Source organism: Paenibacillus sp. FSL R5-0345 (assembly GCF_000758585.1).
Taxonomy (GTDB): Bacteria; Bacillota; Bacilli; order Paenibacillales; family Paenibacillaceae; genus Paenibacillus_AQ.
The window spans coordinates 3,014,312-3,030,521 of record NZ_CP009281.1; the positions used below are offsets into that span (position 1 = coordinate 3,014,312).

At 43.9% G+C, this 16,210-nt stretch carries 20 protein-coding genes; 17 read left to right on the forward strand and 3 right to left on the reverse strand.

From position 1 onward, the window contains the following. Positions 1–72: 72 nt before the first annotated feature. Positions 73–456 carry a PilZ domain-containing protein gene (locus R50345_RS13135; protein WP_042127183.1) on the reverse strand — a complete coding sequence of 128 codons (384 nt, stop codon included), beginning with the start codon at positions 454–456 and terminating at the stop codon, positions 73–75. Positions 457–579: 123 nt separating this feature from the next. On the opposite strand from R50345_RS13135, the gene R50345_RS13140 reads away from it, so the two are divergent. The 10 genes from R50345_RS13140 (at position 580) to coaD (ending at position 7,552) form a co-directional block, all read left to right on the forward strand. After that, the gene (locus tag R50345_RS13140; protein ID WP_042127185.1) at positions 580–1,188 is read left to right on the forward strand and encodes a pentapeptide repeat-containing protein; all 609 of its coding nucleotides are present in this window, start codon (positions 580–582) and stop codon (positions 1,186–1,188) included. A gap of 577 nt (positions 1,189–1,765) precedes the next feature. Continuing rightward, complete coding sequence (locus R50345_RS13145) at positions 1,766–2,575, forward strand: glycoside hydrolase family 73 protein (protein ID WP_042127186.1); 810 nt, start codon at positions 1,766–1,768, stop codon at positions 2,573–2,575. A 20-nt stretch (positions 2,576–2,595) separates the two neighbouring features. Continuing rightward, positions 2,596–2,880 (forward strand): holin, encoded by a 285-nt coding sequence (locus tag R50345_RS13150; RefSeq protein WP_042127188.1) that lies wholly within the window; start codon positions 2,596–2,598, stop codon positions 2,878–2,880. A gap of 112 nt (positions 2,881–2,992) precedes the next feature. Beyond that, entirely contained in the window at positions 2,993–3,415 is a 423-nt protein-coding gene (locus R50345_RS13155) for a hypothetical protein (protein ID WP_042127190.1), read from the forward strand. A gap of 119 nt (positions 3,416–3,534) precedes the next feature. Further along, entirely contained in the window at positions 3,535–3,639 is a 105-nt protein-coding gene (locus tag R50345_RS31940; RefSeq protein WP_081389784.1) for a sporulation protein YjcZ, read from the forward strand. Positions 3,640–3,845: 206 nt separating this feature from the next. After that, a complete protein-coding gene (locus tag R50345_RS13160; RefSeq protein ID WP_231574178.1) occupies positions 3,846–4,802 on the forward strand; it encodes an alpha/beta hydrolase in 957 nt (318 codons plus the stop codon). A 159-nt stretch (positions 4,803–4,961) separates the two neighbouring features. Beyond that, positions 4,962–5,420 carry a DUF6773 family protein gene (locus tag R50345_RS13165; protein ID WP_042127192.1) on the forward strand — a complete coding sequence of 153 codons (459 nt, stop codon included), beginning with the start codon at positions 4,962–4,964 and terminating at the stop codon, positions 5,418–5,420. Between the two features lie 104 nt (positions 5,421–5,524). After that, positions 5,525–5,863 (forward strand): hypothetical protein, encoded by a 339-nt coding sequence (locus tag R50345_RS13170; RefSeq protein WP_042127194.1) that lies wholly within the window; start codon positions 5,525–5,527, stop codon positions 5,861–5,863. 578 nt (positions 5,864–6,441) lie between these two features. Next, the gene (gene rsmD, locus R50345_RS13175) at positions 6,442–7,050 is read left to right on the forward strand and encodes a 16S rRNA (guanine(966)-N(2))-methyltransferase RsmD (protein WP_042127196.1); all 609 of its coding nucleotides are present in this window, start codon (positions 6,442–6,444) and stop codon (positions 7,048–7,050) included. After that, a complete protein-coding gene (gene coaD / locus R50345_RS13180) occupies positions 7,034–7,552 on the forward strand; it encodes a pantetheine-phosphate adenylyltransferase (RefSeq protein WP_042127198.1) in 519 nt (172 codons plus the stop codon). Before rsmD ends, coaD begins: the two co-directional genes overlap by 17 nt. Here the strand turns inward: coaD and R50345_RS13185 are convergent. Continuing rightward, a complete protein-coding gene (locus R50345_RS13185) occupies positions 7,524–8,750 on the reverse strand; it encodes a nucleoside recognition domain-containing protein (protein ID WP_042127200.1) in 1,227 nt (408 codons plus the stop codon). The two genes, coaD and R50345_RS13185, sit on opposite strands and share 29 nt — an antisense overlap. Before the next feature lie 152 nt (positions 8,751–8,902). On the opposite strand from R50345_RS13185, the gene R50345_RS13190 reads away from it, so the two are divergent. Beyond that, positions 8,903–9,940 carry a SepM family pheromone-processing serine protease gene (locus R50345_RS13190; RefSeq protein WP_042127202.1) on the forward strand — a complete coding sequence of 346 codons (1,038 nt, stop codon included), beginning with the start codon at positions 8,903–8,905 and terminating at the stop codon, positions 9,938–9,940. Here the strand turns inward: R50345_RS13190 and R50345_RS13195 are convergent. Next, entirely contained in the window at positions 9,930–11,168 is a 1,239-nt protein-coding gene (locus R50345_RS13195) for a nucleotidyltransferase (protein ID WP_042127203.1), read from the reverse strand. The two genes, R50345_RS13190 and R50345_RS13195, sit on opposite strands and share 11 nt — an antisense overlap. A 308-nt stretch (positions 11,169–11,476) precedes the next feature. Between R50345_RS13195 and R50345_RS13200 the strand changes: the two genes are divergently transcribed. From R50345_RS13200 to fabD, 6 genes are all read left to right on the forward strand, one after another. After that, a complete protein-coding gene (locus R50345_RS13200; RefSeq protein ID WP_042127204.1) occupies positions 11,477–11,989 on the forward strand; it encodes a YceD family protein in 513 nt (170 codons plus the stop codon). Positions 11,990–12,058: 69 nt separating this feature from the next. Beyond that, positions 12,059–12,232 (forward strand): 50S ribosomal protein L32, encoded by a 174-nt coding sequence (rpmF, locus tag R50345_RS13205; protein ID WP_019911234.1) that lies wholly within the window; start codon positions 12,059–12,061, stop codon positions 12,230–12,232. Positions 12,233–12,659: 427 nt separating this feature from the next. Further along, positions 12,660–13,256, forward strand: coding sequence for a transcription factor FapR (fapR, locus tag R50345_RS13210; protein WP_042127208.1), 597 nt, complete (start codon positions 12,660–12,662; stop codon positions 13,254–13,256). After that, the gene (gene plsX, locus R50345_RS13215) at positions 13,240–14,229 is read left to right on the forward strand and encodes a phosphate acyltransferase PlsX (protein ID WP_042127211.1); all 990 of its coding nucleotides are present in this window, start codon (positions 13,240–13,242) and stop codon (positions 14,227–14,229) included. Before fapR ends, plsX begins: the two co-directional genes overlap by 17 nt. An 8-nt stretch (positions 14,230–14,237) precedes the next feature. Next, complete coding sequence (locus R50345_RS13220) at positions 14,238–15,227, forward strand: beta-ketoacyl-ACP synthase III (RefSeq protein WP_139328492.1); 990 nt, start codon at positions 14,238–14,240, stop codon at positions 15,225–15,227. Between the two features lie 37 nt (positions 15,228–15,264). Further along, positions 15,265–16,188, forward strand: a complete 924-nt coding sequence (gene fabD, locus R50345_RS13225) for an ACP S-malonyltransferase (protein WP_042127215.1) — start codon at positions 15,265–15,267, stop codon at positions 16,186–16,188. The last annotated feature ends 22 nt before the right edge of the window (positions 16,189–16,210 follow it).

Here is a 16,210-nt window from a genome sequence, read left to right on the forward strand (position 1 = left end):
TTCAGCTTTGTCTTCGTTTTTATGCAAAAAAAAGACGCCTTTCCATGAGAAGGGCATCTGTTATGTAGAATTCTACAGGCCCTCTACATCATTTAGAGAGGCTGTCCATATTTCAAGTTCTTTTAGCAACCGTTCTTCTTCGTCTTCTCTCAATCTAAGCTTAACTCCGTATTGGTACTGGCCGAGTCCAAACATCCAGCCCCAACGGACGCTGCCCACGAGTTGAAGCTTTTCTTCATTTAATTGAAGATGAATCACTAGCTTTGTATTGCCTGCTGTAAATCGAAGATTTAGAGGGGTACGCACTTTGCAGCCAGATCGGCTAAGATCAAGCAACACGGCTTCTGTTAACTTTCCGGCACCCGGACCAATACTACTTGTTGGAACTTCAATCCAGCATTCAAGCGGCTGGTTCATTACATAGCGGAATGGTTCTTTCCTGCTGGACACATCCATAATTTCCCTCCATATCGTTTATTTGCAATTATATCGAAAGAGATTGTTGAGAACAATCTACTAAAGTGCTATTTTTAATAAGAATAAATTTATTTAATCCTAATGAAGGTGATGAGACTCAACATGTACCAATACCTTAATGAAACGTTCCAAAAACACAATTTTGACCAAGGAAGTCTGCAGGACGGGGAACTAAATAACTGTACATTTGAACAGTGTTCCTTCAAAGGAAGCTCTATGGAAGAAATGACGTCCATCGGTTGCCGATTTATAGATTGCGATTTTACTGGAGCCATGCTCAATGCATCACACCATAAAGGTTCAGCTTTTACTAACTGTAAGTTCACTGGTGCGAATCTGTTCGTATCGAAATTTGAAGATTGTAAAATGGTAGGATCTGATTTCTCAAATGCTTATATGGACGGGATCACACTTATCGGCGGGGACTGGTCTTACACGAACCTTAGACATACTAATCTTAGCAGACAGGATCTGCGCGGAATTCGATTTACTGAAGCTGATCTAATGGGCTGTAATTTGCAAAAAAGTGATCTTCGAGGGGCTGATTTGAGCCGTGTACAGTTATCTCAATGCAAGCTTAAAGGGGCTGACCTACGGGACGCTATTGTTGAGGGGATTGATTTAAAAAGTTTGGATCTACAAGGAGTTCGTATGGATATAGATCAGGCCGTACTGTTAGCACGCTCTTTTGGAGCTAAGGTAGGTAACTAGGAATAGGGGCATCAGCTGCTAATGTTGTAGCGGTTGATGCCCCTTTAGTTTGTTATCAAGAAATACATATGCACATTGTATGAAACTTCTTATGTATATTTACTTTCTTAACAGTTAACGCAGTCGTTTTCTGGGCTTAGCCCACCATTTAATCCAAAGAAAACCTTCGTCATCACGGAAAAACTTAATGCCCACCCAGCGCAAGGGTGTCCATAGTTCTCTAAAATAATATGAAGGCATAGTCTATTAGACCCTCCTATATAGTCAATTAATACTATATGTTACGCTAGTTTTAATGAAACTTCAAGATAATTTTACTTATAATTACATATTATGAATCTACGAGAAATAAATTTCTCCTGTGAGCAGGACTAATAGCCCTATGCGAGTTGCATGCTTCATTTATTTCTTTTCAGCTACTTATGTCATATTCGAATTATCAAATACGCACGCGCTCTTTGAGCGCGTGTTTTGACGTTTATTTTGAATGGAATCTAGCAATGACGCTCTATTAGTAGGGATATGCACAAGCATTTCATTATGCTCAGCATTTAATAAAAGGAGAGGAAGTGATGAAATGACGGAGACAGAGTTTATTGCGAAGATCGCAAATTTTGCTGAAAAGGACATGCAGATTAGTAAGGTTCCAGCATCGCTAACGATAGCTCAAGCTGCGCTAGAATCAGGCTGGGGCAGCAGCGGGTTGACTGTTAAGGCCAACAATTTGTTTGGAATCAAAGGCAGCGGACCAGCTGGTAGTATTACTGTGCAAACTACTGAATATGTTAATGGTAAGGCTGTTAAAGTAGAAGCTCCTTTTCGGGCCTATAACAACTGGGGAGAATCTGTCGCGGATCATTCCGCGTTGATTGTGAATGGTGTTTCGTGGAATCGTAACCTTTACAGCAAAGTGCTTGGTGCAAGTGGCAAGGTTGCCGCACAAGAGATTGCTGCCGCTGGCTATGCTACCGACCCAAACTATGCAGCAAAGCTAATCCAAATCATGAATACTTACAATCTGTATAAATATGATGAAGAAGCCAAGGAAGGTGATGACGAAATGTCGGCAGAGGATAAACAAAAGCTGGTTAGTCTGGAAACAGAAATAAAAGAATTGCGTGCGCTTATAGTGAGTCTTACGGATAGCAAGGATACGCTAAAAACAGGTGTGCAGGAGCAAGGTCAATCGATTACTAAGCTTTCGGATCGAGTGACTCTAATTGAAGGTCGAGCAGTGATGAATGTACCCCCATGGGCTGAAGCGGCAGTAAAGGCAGCGAGTGCTGCAGAGCTGCTAGATACACCGTCAGGTGGGAGTTATGACTTCTATCGCATAATAACAGTGTTGAACCGTGCAGGCTTACTTGTTCCTGGTAGTGGAAAATGAAATAAGGAGGGTTAAAAACCATGTATAATGATGCTCTCAACAGTGTGCTTGCCTTTGCTTCCGTGCTGGCTGTTTTCGTAATGGCACTTGTACAACTTGTGAAGAATAGCGTGAAACTTCCGCGCAATATTGTACCGGTTGTTGGATTAGCTATTGGCTTGCTGGTTGGAGCAGTTGCTTATCCGTTCACTGATATGAACCTTATTCTGCGACTATGGGCTGGGGGGCTAGCAGGGCTTTCGGCGACGGGGTTATTTGAGCTTGCTTTTAACAAAAGGGATGGTACGAAAACAGATGATAAATGATTTAGTCGTATTCATTTTTTTGAAAATCAATCCTTTCTCACTGGTAAAATGACTACGCATTCTATCAAGATGACTAATATATTATAGTATGAAAAAAAAAGGAGGTGTAAATATGGGAACTTATCTTGACGCTAGAACATCACAAAATGCCAGTCTCGCCAATTCGATAGCTATTCCGATTACGGTAATAAACACGCCACAGTTGTTTGGACAAATTGGTTTGTTAACCGCAGGAGTGACTACGAACCCACGTGTGCTGCTTAAAGGGACAATTTCCGTTACTCTTCCACTGGCATTGGTAGGTATCACAATTACGATTGTAAGAGGAACTTTACCAACGGATCCTAAAGTATATTCTGCTACTTCAACTTTTGGTCTTAGTATACTGGCCCCGCAAGTAATAACCTTCTCGGCAGCGGACTTCTTACCAGCAATCACACCTCAACTCACTTATACAGCATTTGTTTCTTCTAATCTTCTCGGCACAGTCCGTGTGGGTCCAGAAAGCTTTGACGGCATTTTAGTATCTGATTAGAAATTTTTACACTAACCTCGCGCAGTTGGCGGGGTTATATTTTTTGCCGTTCGCCCAATCTTCCAAGGGGGTTAACACATATCCTGTGGTGTATTCTACAATACGGAGGAGGTCTTCACATGGGAGCTGAATTTGGTCATGTCGGTGGTGCTTTTACTAGTACTGGCGCAATCTTAGTATTATTTATCTTGTTAGTAATTATTACGAGCGCATGCATATTCTAGAGATATAAAAAGTCTGCTTCTGGCATTCATGCTGGAAGCAGACTTTTTAATGGTGTTATACCGATTTATCTAGATGAATTAACAATTAAAAGTGGATTGAAGTACATAGGTTTACAAAACTAGGATTTTGAAGATTCAAATATACATGTTATCTTAGTTTGATAACATAAATGAATACTGTTAAATATTATTTAGGAGAGAGAGTTTTGAAGAATAAAATGCTGATCGGGATTTCTTCCATTATTGTAGTGTTAATCATTATCGTAACGGTTGGAAGCTTTTATTTCTATCATGTCGCCATTGCACGTGCCTCAAAGGACTTTTTAGATGAGAGTCCAGATCTGCAATCAAGTCCGGAAGTGGAACAATCTAAAGATACTTCACAAGCAGATAAAGAGTGGTGGAACAACCAGCACTTCGACAGGTGGGAGATGGATTCTGATGACGGGATTCATCTTAAGGGGTACTACTTAGCAGCTCCTGTGCAATCTGATAAGACGGTAATCATTGCGCATGGTTATGCTGGAAATGCGACTCAGATGAGTGGATATGCCAGAATGTACTATGAAAGACTGGGATATAATATTTTACTGCCAGATGCTAGAGGACATGGAGACAGCGGTGGTAATTACATCGGGTTCGGCTGGCCTGAGCGCAAGGATTATTTAAAGTGGATTCAGCGAGTCTTGGAAGCGAATGGTGAGAAGACACAAGTGGTGCTTCATGGTGTTTCCATGGGGGGAGCTACGGTCATGATGACAAGTGGGGAAGAGCTGCCACCTAATGTGAAGGCAATTGTAGAGGATTGTGGTTATACATCTGTGAAGGACGAGCTTACGTTCCAGCTGAAGAGAATGTACCATTTACCGGCGTTCCCGATTGTGGACACGACCAGTATGCTGACAAAAATTCGCGCAGGCTATTCCTTTAATGAAGCCTCAGCATTAGAACAGGTGAAGAAATCCGTAACCCCGACACTGTTTATTCATGGTGATAGTGATACCTTCGTTCCTACGGAGATGGTACATACTTTGTATGAGAATAGTCCGGTGGAGAAGGAGCTATATATCGTTCCTAAAGCGGGTCACGGTGAAGCTTTCCGTATGGACCCGGTTAAATATGAGAGCGTAGTTACAGGGTTCGTTGGGAAATTTATAGAGTAAGTGTCTGTCAAAGGACTGCCGAAAGGCGGTCCTTTTGTGTTATATCTCCATTAGCAAACTTATTTGTGTATGTTTGGTTTTTATTCACATTTAAATGCAATATATAAATTGCATTATGTAATAAATATATTATAATTCGGAGTATAAGGAGGGATAATAATGAAAACCAGCAAAGTTAATGATGAACGAATTGTATCTCAAAGAAGGAAAATTCAAAGTGATGCTTATCAAATACTAATTTATTGTTTGCTTATTTCAATTCTGATTCAACAATTCATAATGAATGCTCCGTTTGCGCAATTTGCAGTCGAGTTTTTCTGTTTGATTGGTATTGGAATATATATAACTATACGGCACTTATCTGTTGGGGTTGATATTTGGGATTCCCGAAGTCACACCAATAAAAAGCTGCTTATAAACAGCATTATTTCAGGCGGGATTTGTGTTTCATTGCTTATAGTGTTGGCGGGAGAAAGAAATGTATGGAGTATTATTTTAACCTTTGTTACTTTTACAATGGTTTATTTTCTTGTACACCTAGTGTTACGGAATATAAATAAGAAAAGACAAAGGCAAATTGATGATGAATTAAGCACGGATGAAGATATAGAATGCTGAGAAGATTTTTTAGATTTATCCACAACGGAAGCGTAACTATATAAGGAATGGTTTATGATTTCAACCTCATAATATCTATTATAGATAAGGAAGAGGTGAACAAATTGAAATTCAAAATAAAATCAATAATGATTCTGTCGACATTTTTACTCGCTATCAGTGCGGGCCAAATTTGTTCAGCTGTACCAGGAGATCATGTTGAAGATTCAGAAAAAGACATACGAACTTACACATTATCCATCCTGTTTAAAGAAATCAATGGCTCTATATCAGAGCGTTTTGGTTCGGATTGGTTTTTTTCTCTTAAAAAAGTTTGCGAAATAAATGGCAGAAATCTTACTGTTGAGGGGAATCTTATTAAAGATAATCAAACGAAAATAATTAGAATTGATTTGGAGAAGGATATGTCAAGGTATAAGGTTACGCGAGTATCGGAAATTTAGTGAAATATATAATTGATCGCTCGGTAGTACAGCGAAATATCCATAGTTAGGGATTATGAAAAAGCCTCGGTAACCTTAAATGGCAACGGGGCTTTTTTGAGTTGTTACTTAGTCGAAGGAGGCGTTGTGCCAATAAGCATCTGCAATAGCGGGGATGTCATCCGATACAAAATTTTCCCAAACGAGCCACTGTGAGTACTTCTTTCTTGTTATACGAAACTAGTGATTTTGTATTGTATTATATACAATAATAACTTTTAAATGTATTTAAACATAAATTCGGGGCCCTATCTCTAGGGCCCCTTTCATGGGAGAGGAGAAACCGGACGAAGAGCTTATGGGGAAACGTAAGCCTGCTCCGCGGTTGTCTACGACATTTGTGGTGTCGATAATTACATGATGTCCCTGGAAGACCAGTCTTATACATAATGACGACTTATTTATCGGAATCGTCTCTGATTGTTCCATTTTTCATAACTAGACAAACTTTTTATTTCAGTGCGCAAATGTGTTACGATAGGCGTGGACTTATGCCCTTTTGGGTATAACAAACAGAGACATAGAACGGGTGATTGACGGTGAGAGTGGTATCGGGAAGTGCAAAAGGAAGACCACTAAAAAGTGTGCCAGGAAGTGGAACAAGACCTACAACCGACAAGGTGAAGGAAGCTGTATTCAGTATGATCGGTCCATATTTCGAAGGTGGAGCGGTGCTGGATTTATTCGCAGGTACAGGTGGTCTGGGTATCGAAGCTTTAAGCAGAGGAATGGAAAGTGCCGTATTTGTAGATATGGAGCCTAAAAGTATTGACACCATTCGTGCCAATTTGAAAGCGACTAATCTTGAGGCAAAGGCGCAAGTGTACCGAAATGAAGCAGGAAGAGCGCTCAGTGCGTTGGAGAAGCGGGGACGTGTTTTTGATTTAGTCTTTTTAGACCCTCCTTACCGATTGAAGCACGGAGATGAGCTGATGCTGTCTATGGTAGAAAAAGGAATGCTGCAAGAGGACGCAATCATAGTACTGGAGCATGAATCAAATTATGCCTATCCTGAGGATATCCCAGGATTTTATAGGCTGCGCCAAGCCGTATACGGAGAAACGACAATTTCTATTTATCAGTATGAAGCTAATCCTTCAGTGGACGGCGAGACTGGTGAGGAGGTAGAGAATGAGTCTGCAAATTAGAAAAGAGCGTGTTGCCATCTATCCAGGCACCTTTGATCCCGTGACTATGGGACATATGGATATTATCCGGCGCGCATCCAAGCAGTTCGACCGTTTAATTGTAACGGTGCTTAATAATTTGAGTAAGAACCCGTTATTTACTGTAGAAGAGCGAACAGCGCTTTTAAGACAGGCGACAGCTGACATTCCTAATGTGGAAATCGACAGCTTTAGGGATCTGCTAGTTAATTATGTTCGTCAAAAAGATGCTCAAGTCATTGTTCGTGGTATTCGTACCGTAACTGACTTTGAATATGAACTGCAAAATGCATCCATCAACCATAGTCTGGATCCGGATGCGGAAACGATTTTTATGATGACTAATCCGAAATATTCCTACTTAAGTTCCAGTGTTGTAAAAGAAATTGCCCATTTCGGAGGTAATGTATCTGACTTTGTGACCCCTGAAGTGGAACAAGCTATGAAGCTTAAATTTAATCGGGTCGATGGCGAAAAGCACTAACAAGATATATCGCTGCGGATAATGCTAGCAGGATGAGGAGTAAAAGTGATTGCAGACTAAGCAGTTGTGGAAAAGAGCTCCATATGGCTGTTACATTAATGGTTCTGTTTGGTGTGGATTGTGAATCTGCAAGAGCAGGCAAAACAGCAGTTCCTACAGTCAATAGTGGTTTCCATAGTAGTAGTGTCAATAAAAAAGCATAAGCTCCATGCATCAAGCGAACCGCAGCATAGGGGAGAAATCGGACACCTGCCTCTTTAAGCAGTGTCAGTACTTGCAGCTGTGCGCAGAGTCCGCTCCAGCCAAGTGCAGCGGAAAGTAAGGCCAAGCCTAATACTCCTGTTGATCCGGCGCCGATGCTCGTGAGCCCTTTGCTTATGGCGTCGGCTCCTAAATGAACCTCCAGCAAGCCTGCTGGTAGAGCAGCTGGTAATGCAGGAAGTACAGTAGTAATGATATTGATGACTACGGCGAACATAATCATATAACCGCCCACAACCATCAAATTTTGCACCGCAGTAGCTACCGACTCCCCAAGAAGTTTGCCGAAGCTTCGGCCATCTCTTGATCTGGCTTCAGTGGCTGCAAGCTGGATACGACTATATAAAGAAGGTCGTTTAGTATTCGTACTTTCTTTTACAGAAGGTTGCGGATTGTCTATCCGGCCGTTTAACAGTGCATCTGTATAACTGGCTAGAAGTCCTGAAATCCAGTGGATCGCAAGTAGAAAGTAGCCTGCGGTAGGACTATGTAGGAAAGCTACACCAATCACAATGAGCAGGGTTACTGGACTGGCGAAATGTGTAAGGGAAGCAAGACGAGCGGCTTCCTTGTCCGAAATGCTGCCCTGCTTATGAAGCTGCATTACACCTCCGGCCCCGCCGGGGAATCCAGTTGTGATTCCAAGCGCCAAAGTCCAGCCGCTCGCGCCGGGAAGTCGGAAGACCTTTTTCATCAATGGTTCCAGGAGCACTCCGAAGCCATGCACGAAGCCCGAAGCAGTCAGCATCTCAGACAACATAAGGAAGGGTAGAAGTGCAGGAAATACGAGTGTCCACCAGAGCTTTAATCCTTGAAGAGAAGCCTCGAAAGAGCTTTCTGGTGAGATGATGATTGCAATGGCTAACAGGATTGCAATCGCCCCGGATAGAAAAGGTGTGGAGCGACTAGCTAGCCGGCGTATTTTAATATTGTTCATTTCTAGAATCACCTCTTCATAACTTAAGGCATAGCAGATGTGTTATCACTTTATGCAGAGTAGACAACCATCATGCCAAACCAATAGTCGAAGCGGTAATGAAGTTCAAACATTCATATCCTAAATGTGCCGTGGGAAAGAAGGGAAGAGCAGTGAAGCAGTTGAAGCATCGGCCGGGATTCCGCGCCACAGCTTACCTCTTTACGTTTGTAGTTATCGTGTATGTATTTGTATTTATGAACACCCCGTACATTGTCTATCAGCCGGGTAGTGCATCTGAGGTTGCCCCTATGATTAAAGTGGAGAATGCGGATCCGGCTGAAGAAGGAACCTTTATGATGACTACGGTATCTGCTAGTTACGCTAATGTGGCGTTACTGGTCGCCTCTGTTTTTAACTCCAATTCAGAGGTTGTTCGAAAAGAGACCCGGCTGGGAGATAAGTCTGAAGACGAATATGCTGCGGAGCAGGTTTTTTATATGAACAGCTCCCAATCTTACTCCGTTCAGGCGGCTTATCATGCTGCAGGAATTCCGTATGAGGATGTAGTAGATTATTTGTATGTTTTTTCGGTTCCGGTTGAAAGTAATAAGGGTCAATTCCATCCAGGTGACAGAATCATAAGTGTAGAAGGACAGAAGGTACCGGATCCGGAAGCACTTTCTGCTTTACTTTCAGCCAAGAAAATCGGTGATCAGGTCGCTGTTGTTTTACAGAGGAATGGTAAAGAAGTAAAGGAGCAAGTGACACTGGTCGAGATCAAAGATAAAGAAGGTACTGCAGTTCGACCTGGTTTTGGAGTCACAATAGCCGCAGTTCAGAAAGTGAAACCTAAAGAACAAGGAAAAGCGGTCAGCTTTGTAGATACGAATGTTGGCGGACCTTCAGCAGGACTGATGTTCACTATGGAGATTTACAACCGTCTTACACCTGGTGATCTAACCAAAGGTCATAGGGTTGCAGGAACGGGCACGATTAACGCTGAGGGTGTGGTAGGTGCTATCGGTGGAGTGAAACATAAGATCGTGGCTGCGGATCGAGAAGGGGCGGAGATTTTTTTCGTACCTGTTAAGAATTACGACGAAGCCAAAGCAAAAGCTGATAAAATCGGCACATCTATGAAGCTGGTACCCGTATCGACACTGGATGAAGCGCTGAAATATATGGAGGAACTACCGGTCAAACCATGACCGGAGGTTCCAAATAATCGCGATACATATCGATTCTGTGAGGTTCTCGAAAAGCTCCAGCGAAAGCGGACGCGGCTTGAAGATCTCGCTCAAGTTGTGGGTGGGAGTGTAGTGAGGGCCGCATCACGATGGGTAAAGTTGCTTTTTGTTTCATCTCTTTAAGCAGTGCTCGTCCACTTTCTCTAAATCCGAGGATTCGAATATATCCAGGCCCCTCTGCTAATACAGAAGGGGTCATTTCTTCCTTGGTGTGATTTAGTAAAATGTGCAGCAGCAGACGTTGCAGTCGTGTATGTGTGTAACGCTTACTCTTAAGGGCTTGAAGCAAACCCAAAATAGTGAATTGCTCCAGCTCGGGCATAAGACGAAGGATTCTATTCTCCAAGCCTTCATTCATGTCTTGGATTGTTCTTAGCTCTGTAGCGGTACGTGTAGAGAGCAGATGGCGGAGGGGGGCTCGGAAATGCTCTAATTCCAAAGGACCTCTACCGGCTGCATGCTCTCTTTCCAATATGGACACGCTATAATCCGGCATGTAAGCTGCTGGCGATCCACCTTCTTGCAATAGCTTACGAATAGCAGTGGCGCTTGCGATCGATGAGTCGACTTGCAAAGGGTCATGGAATCCGGCTGACGTTCGCGGAACGGTTAGCGGCTCGATCTTGCTATTCAGCCGCTGCAAGGCAATGAGATAATGCAAGCCAAGGCTGTTATTCGGCTGGTGCAGCAGCTTGCCAGCATCGAAGGGACTCTCTTCTTCATGGAGAGTCCCTTCAAAGGCCACCGCCGCCGCTGCGCTGTACGCGGCGGGGAAGCTCGCTCCGAGCGCCATGCGGCGGCGGATCTCGCTCTGAAGTTCGCTGCTTTCCTCTGCCAGATACTTGGCCAGAGGAAGCAGCGAACCCAAAGTGCCGGCTTCGGAGCCGAAGCACAAGCTGTCCACGACCCCGGTCGCTTCCAGCAGTGCAACTGCTCCGAAGGCGAACCATTCTGCCGGCTGTACAGCATAAGCCACCGGCAGCTCAATGACGAGGTCGGCGCCCATTCGTAGCGCCATCTCTGTCCGGGCTTGCTTGCTCACCGCCGCCGGCTCGCCGCGCTGAGTAAAGGGTCCGCTCATGACGACGATGGCGCGCTCAGCGCCTGATAGTCTTTTGGCTTCGGTGAAGTGGTGTACATGACCGTTATGTAATGGATTGTATTCTGCTACTATTCCAACCGTTGTCACTGCTGCTTCCCTCCATAAGTAACCATTATTTAAAATATAAGAAGGTATAAATTATGCACCTATCCTTTATCTCTTATATTTCACGATTAAACGCTTTTCGTCCTTATAGAACGCCAAAGGTGTTTATGCATGTAGAGATTACTAGGATAAATATCCTGAAACTCTATTCGCACAAGCTGTCATTTTGATTTACACTAATAGTTATATCATAATTCTCCCCAATTTCTGAAACAATATAAAGGGAAAATGGTTGACAAAGGTATATAATACTAGGTATAATAAATTTTGTTTGTTTGGGAGTGATAAGTATGCAGATTCACTTTCGCAAATTAGCGAATGCCGACGAACCGTTACATATTCACGATGTTGTGGATGTCAGCGAGGTAGTCAAAGGGCGCAAGGATATTCTAGCTGTTGCTCCGCTCTCAGTGGACCTTAAAGCGCTGCCCGCGGGAACCGATTGTGTGAACGTGGTGGGGAAACTGAGTGGAGATGTGGACATGTTATGTTCACGTTGTCTCACGGAGGTCAAAAGTGATTTGAACATTCCTTTTGCTGAGACTTTCAAGTGGCTTAAGCAGCCAGTTCTTCCAGATGATGACGAAGATGAGGAACTTATTTACGTCAAGGATGAGGTTGTGGATCTTATCCCATATGTGGAAGAAAATTTCGTACTGCACTTACCGGATTCGGTATTGTGCAAGGCAGACTGTCTTGGTCTTTGTCAGAAATGCGGACAGAACTTGAACGAAGGCACCTGCAGTTGCGACAACACAGTGATCGATCCTCGACTCGCTGCGTTGAAAGACTTTTTCAAATGAAACATTACAACAAAACACATCCTGCTCTGAGGAGCAGGCTGACAGAAATATCACGAGGAGGTGGAACACATGGCAGTACCACAACGTAGAACGTCTAAGACACGCCGTGACAAACGTCGCACCCACTTTAAGTTGGTTGTGCCGGGCATGGTGAAATGCGAACAATGCGGAGAGTTGAAATTGGCTCACCACGTATGTAAAGTTTGCGGAACTTACAAAGCAAGAGAAATCATCAAACAATAGTTTTAGAATAAATAGTACTTCACTCTTGGTGAAGTACTATTTTTTTTTGAAATATAAGACTATATAAGTTTCACTCCTCTATAAATTCCTTGTATTTTTCGCACAAACGCTTATCGTCTATTAGGGACGCTGAAGCGTTTATACTTGTCCAAACATAAGCCGCCCAGAAGTCAATGCTTTATTTTTGGTGCGGCATGCTTTATACTACATATTAGTACCTGGTTCTAAATAATGAATATGGTTACTTGACCTAATATAACAGCGGCCATCAAGCGGCCGAATGCTTTCTTTAAAATATAAGAAAGTATAAGTTATACACCTATACTTTTTTGTCTTATATTTCTCGCTTAAACGTTTATCGTCCTTTTAAGGATACCGAAGGCGTTTATGCTTGGCACGTGCCAGGAGGTGAGCCGCAATCGAGCGGATGTCCAAGAAAGAACGTCAGCAACAGCTGCTACATATAATCGCAGGCAATCCTTTTGTAACAGATCGGGAGCTGACTCGTCAGCTGAAAGTTAGCATTCAGACGATTCGGTTAGACCGGATGGAGCTGGGAATACCGGAACTGCGTGAACGAATGAAACAAATGGCAGAGCACTCCTATGATCAGGTGCGCTCTTTGCCTGCGGATGAAGTCATCGGAGACATTGTGGATCTACAGCTGGACAAGAGTGGGATTTCGATATTTGAGATTCGCGAAGATCATGTTTTCTCTAGAAATGGGATCGCTCGAGGTCACTATGTGTTTGCTCAAGCGAACTCACTTGCGGTTGCCGTAATCAACGATGAAATCGCTCTGACCGCTTCAGCCGATATCCGTTTTGTACGCACAGTTCAGCTAGGTGAGAAGTGTATTGCCAAAGCACAGGTGCGGTCACTCGCTGGTAGGGGTGGCAAAGCGGAGGTGGATGTATTCACTTATGTCGGAGAAGAATTAGTGTTTCAGGGCCATTTTATAGTGTATCGGTCCGCAAATGATGAACACAGTGAAGGGGGTAACCATAGTGCTGATCGCCATTGATGCCATGGGCGGGGACAACGCTCCTGAATGTAATGTCGAGGGGGCGTTGTCCGCGGCCGCGGAATGGAAAGATACGCAGATTGTGCTCGTTGGTGACGAAGCCAGATTAGAGCCACTGCTGAGGGACAAACCGTCCAATCTGACAATACGTCATGCAGGAGATGTCATTGGTTCTGATGAAGAGCCAGTTAAGGCGGTTCGTCGTAAAAAAGATTCATCCATGGTTGTAGCTGGAAGAATGGTCCGCGAAGGTGAAGCAGATGCTATGATTTCGTCAGGCAACACGGGTGCGTTAATGACTACAGGACTCCTCGTAGTTGGCCGGATGCAGGGGATTGAACGTCCTGCTCTGGCGCCTATGATTCCGACGCTGGACGATGTTGGCGTATTGGCGCTTGATCTTGGTGCCAACATGGATGCGAAGCCTGAACATCTGGTGCAATATGCACTGATGGGAACCATTTATCGAAACAAAGTGCATGGTATTGCTAAGCCGAGAGTCGGACTTCTGAATGTAGGAACAGAGCCTGGAAAGGGCAATGAACTGACAAAAGTAGCCTATCCACTGCTTGAGAACTTGCCAGGCATTCATTTTATCGGTAATGTTGAGGCACGTGACGTGCTTACAGGGAACTGTGATGTGCTTGTCTGCGATGGATTTGCCGGTAACATTTTACTGAAGTCACTAGAGGGTACGGCGGGTGCATTGTTCTCTTTGCTGAAGGAGCAATTTAGTCGTTCTCTGAAAACTAAGCTTGGCGCGGCTATGCTGATGCCAGAGCTTAGAGCTCTAAAAGGTAAAATGGACTACAAAGAGCACGGTGGTGCACCTCTGCTCGGTCTTAGCGGATTGGTAGTGAAAGGGCACGGATCTTCAGATGGAAATGCGGTTAAAAATGCGGTAAGACAAGCGCGGATTGCTCTGCAAGCTGAGCTTGTGCCAAGTATATCCAAGGAAATTAGCGGGAAGTGAGTGACGAGATGAGACAGTTGCGACCGGTTGGGATTATAGGAACTGGGAAATATGTACCTGAGAAAATATTGACAAATAGTGATCTGGAAAAAATAGTGGAGACTAACGATGAATGGATCGTCAGTCGGACAGGCATCCGTGAAAGACATATTGCTGCGCCTCATGAGGCAACTTCTGATCTAGCGTATGAAGCAGCCCTAAAGGCACTTGATTCCGCGGGAATGAAAGCCGAAGATTTGGATCTTATCATTATTGCAACAGTAACACCTGACAGTGCCTTTCCTTCTACAGCCTGCATTTTGCAGGATAAACTGGGTGCTAAAGGTGCTGCGGCGTTTGACTTGTCGGCTGCCTGCTCTGGTTTTGTATACAGCTTAGCGACAGCGGTTGGATTTATTCAGAACGGAATGTACAATAATGCACTTATTATAGGTGCGGATACTTTGTCCCGCATCACAGATTATACGGATCGTAATACTTGTGTCTTGTTCGGTGATGGAGCAGGTGCAGTTATCATTGGTGAGGTTCCAGAAGGTCGTGGTTTCCAATCCTTTGATCTAGGTGCTGAAGGCTCTGGAGGGAACTTGCTTAAGTTAGAAGCCGGCGGTTCACGCTTGCCTGCATCTCAGCAAACCGTTGAAGATAAGAAACATTTCATTTATATGAATGGCCGTGAAGTCTTTAAGTTTGCAGTTCGTGTGATGGGCTCAGCTACAGAACGTGTGCTTACTAAAGCTGGTCTGGGTAAAGAAGATATTGATTTGTTCGTACCGCATCAAGCGAATATTCGTATCATTCAATCCGCTATGCAGCGTCTTGATTTGCCACCAGAGAAATGTGTGATCAATGTTGATAAGTATGCCAATACTTCGGCTGCCTCTATTCCGTTAGCTCTTGTTGAAGCTGCGGAAGAAGGACGTATGAAAGAAGGCGACACCGTCCTGATGGTTGGTTTCGGCGGTGGCTTAACTTGGGGCGCATCTGTATTGATTTGGTAATAAGCTAAGACCGTTATACGGGAAGGAGTTCATACTTATGGGTAAAATTGCATTTGTCTTTCCCGGTCAGGGAGCGCAAGCAGTTGGAATGGGTAAGGATGTTTATGATGCTCTTCCAAACAGCCGAGCAGTGTTCGAGAAAGGGGATGAAGTTCTCGGATTTCCGCTGAGCAAGCTGATTTTTGAAGGACCGGACAGTGAGCTGAAACAGACTGTGAACACGCAGCCAGCGCTTCTTACAGCTAGCGTTGCTTATCTTGAAGCTCTACGTGAACAAGATTTGAAGCCTGATTATGTTGCCGGTCATAGCCTTGGTGAATACAGCGCGCTAGTAGCAGCGGGTGTATTGTCATATGAAGATGCTGTAACACTTGTACGCTTAAGAGGCCGTTTCATGGAAGAAGCTGTTCCAGGGGGCCAAGGTGCAATGGCGGCAGTGCTTGGTGCGGAACGTGAAGCACTGGCTGTATTATGCCAAAATGTATCTGATGAAAGTGGTGTTGTAGAGCTGGCTAACGTCAACTGTCCGGGTCAGATCGTTGTTTCCGGATCTCAGGAAGGCGTTAATGGTGTTGTGCAGCGTGTTAAAGAAGCAGGTGGTAAGCGTGCGATTCCGCTAGAAGTAAGTGGACCTTTTCACTCTTCTATGATGAGAGCTGCTGCGGATCGTTTGGCAGAAGAGTTGAAGAAAGTAACCTTCAATACTCCAAATGTGCCTGTCATCGTTAATGTCACTGCGTCACCGGTAACAGATCCCGAAGAAATTCGCGAACTGCTTGTTCGTCAGGTGTATTCTCCTGTGCTTTGGCAGGACAGTATTGAATGGTTGATTGCAGATGGTGTAGATACTTTTGTTGAGATTGGTTCTGGCAGTGTTCTGGCTGGTCTAATCCGCAAAATAGACAAAACAGTCAAAGTAATCAACATTAATACACTTGAAAGTGTCCAAACTGTTTTGTAAGAAATGGTTTAACATTTAGCCA

Excerpts from the sequence above, each read along its gene's own strand:
- R50345_RS13150 (WP_042127188.1), top strand. The coding sequence starts at position 2,596 with ATGTATAATGATGCTCTCAACAGTGTGCTTGCCTTTGCTTCCGTGCTG.
- fabD (WP_042127215.1), top strand. The coding sequence starts at position 15,265 with ATGGGTAAAATTGCATTTGTCTTTCCCGGTCAGGGAGCGCAAGCAGTT.
- R50345_RS13220 (WP_139328492.1), top strand. The coding sequence starts at position 14,238 with ATGAGACAGTTGCGACCGGTTGGGATTATAGGAACTGGGAAATATGTA.
- R50345_RS13145 (WP_042127186.1), top strand. The coding sequence starts at position 1,766 with ATGACGGAGACAGAGTTTATTGCGAAGATCGCAAATTTTGCTGAAAAG.
- R50345_RS13200 (WP_042127204.1), top strand. The coding sequence starts at position 11,477 with ATGCAGATTCACTTTCGCAAATTAGCGAATGCCGACGAACCGTTACAT.
- rpmF (WP_019911234.1), top strand. The coding sequence starts at position 12,059 with ATGGCAGTACCACAACGTAGAACGTCTAAGACACGCCGTGACAAACGT.
- R50345_RS13140 (WP_042127185.1), top strand. The coding sequence starts at position 580 with ATGTACCAATACCTTAATGAAACGTTCCAAAAACACAATTTTGACCAA.
- R50345_RS13185 (WP_042127200.1), bottom strand. The coding sequence starts at position 8,750 with ATGAACAATATTAAAATACGCCGGCTAGCTAGTCGCTCCACACCTTTT.
- fapR (WP_042127208.1), top strand. The coding sequence starts at position 12,660 with ATGTCCAAGAAAGAACGTCAGCAACAGCTGCTACATATAATCGCAGGC.
- R50345_RS31940 (WP_081389784.1), top strand. The coding sequence starts at position 3,535 with ATGGGAGCTGAATTTGGTCATGTCGGTGGTGCTTTTACTAGTACTGGC.
- R50345_RS13165 (WP_042127192.1), top strand. The coding sequence starts at position 4,962 with ATGAAAACCAGCAAAGTTAATGATGAACGAATTGTATCTCAAAGAAGG.
- R50345_RS13135 (WP_042127183.1), bottom strand. The coding sequence starts at position 456 with ATGGATGTGTCCAGCAGGAAAGAACCATTCCGCTATGTAATGAACCAG.
- R50345_RS13155 (WP_042127190.1), top strand. The coding sequence starts at position 2,993 with ATGGGAACTTATCTTGACGCTAGAACATCACAAAATGCCAGTCTCGCC.
- coaD (WP_042127198.1), top strand. The coding sequence starts at position 7,034 with ATGAGTCTGCAAATTAGAAAAGAGCGTGTTGCCATCTATCCAGGCACC.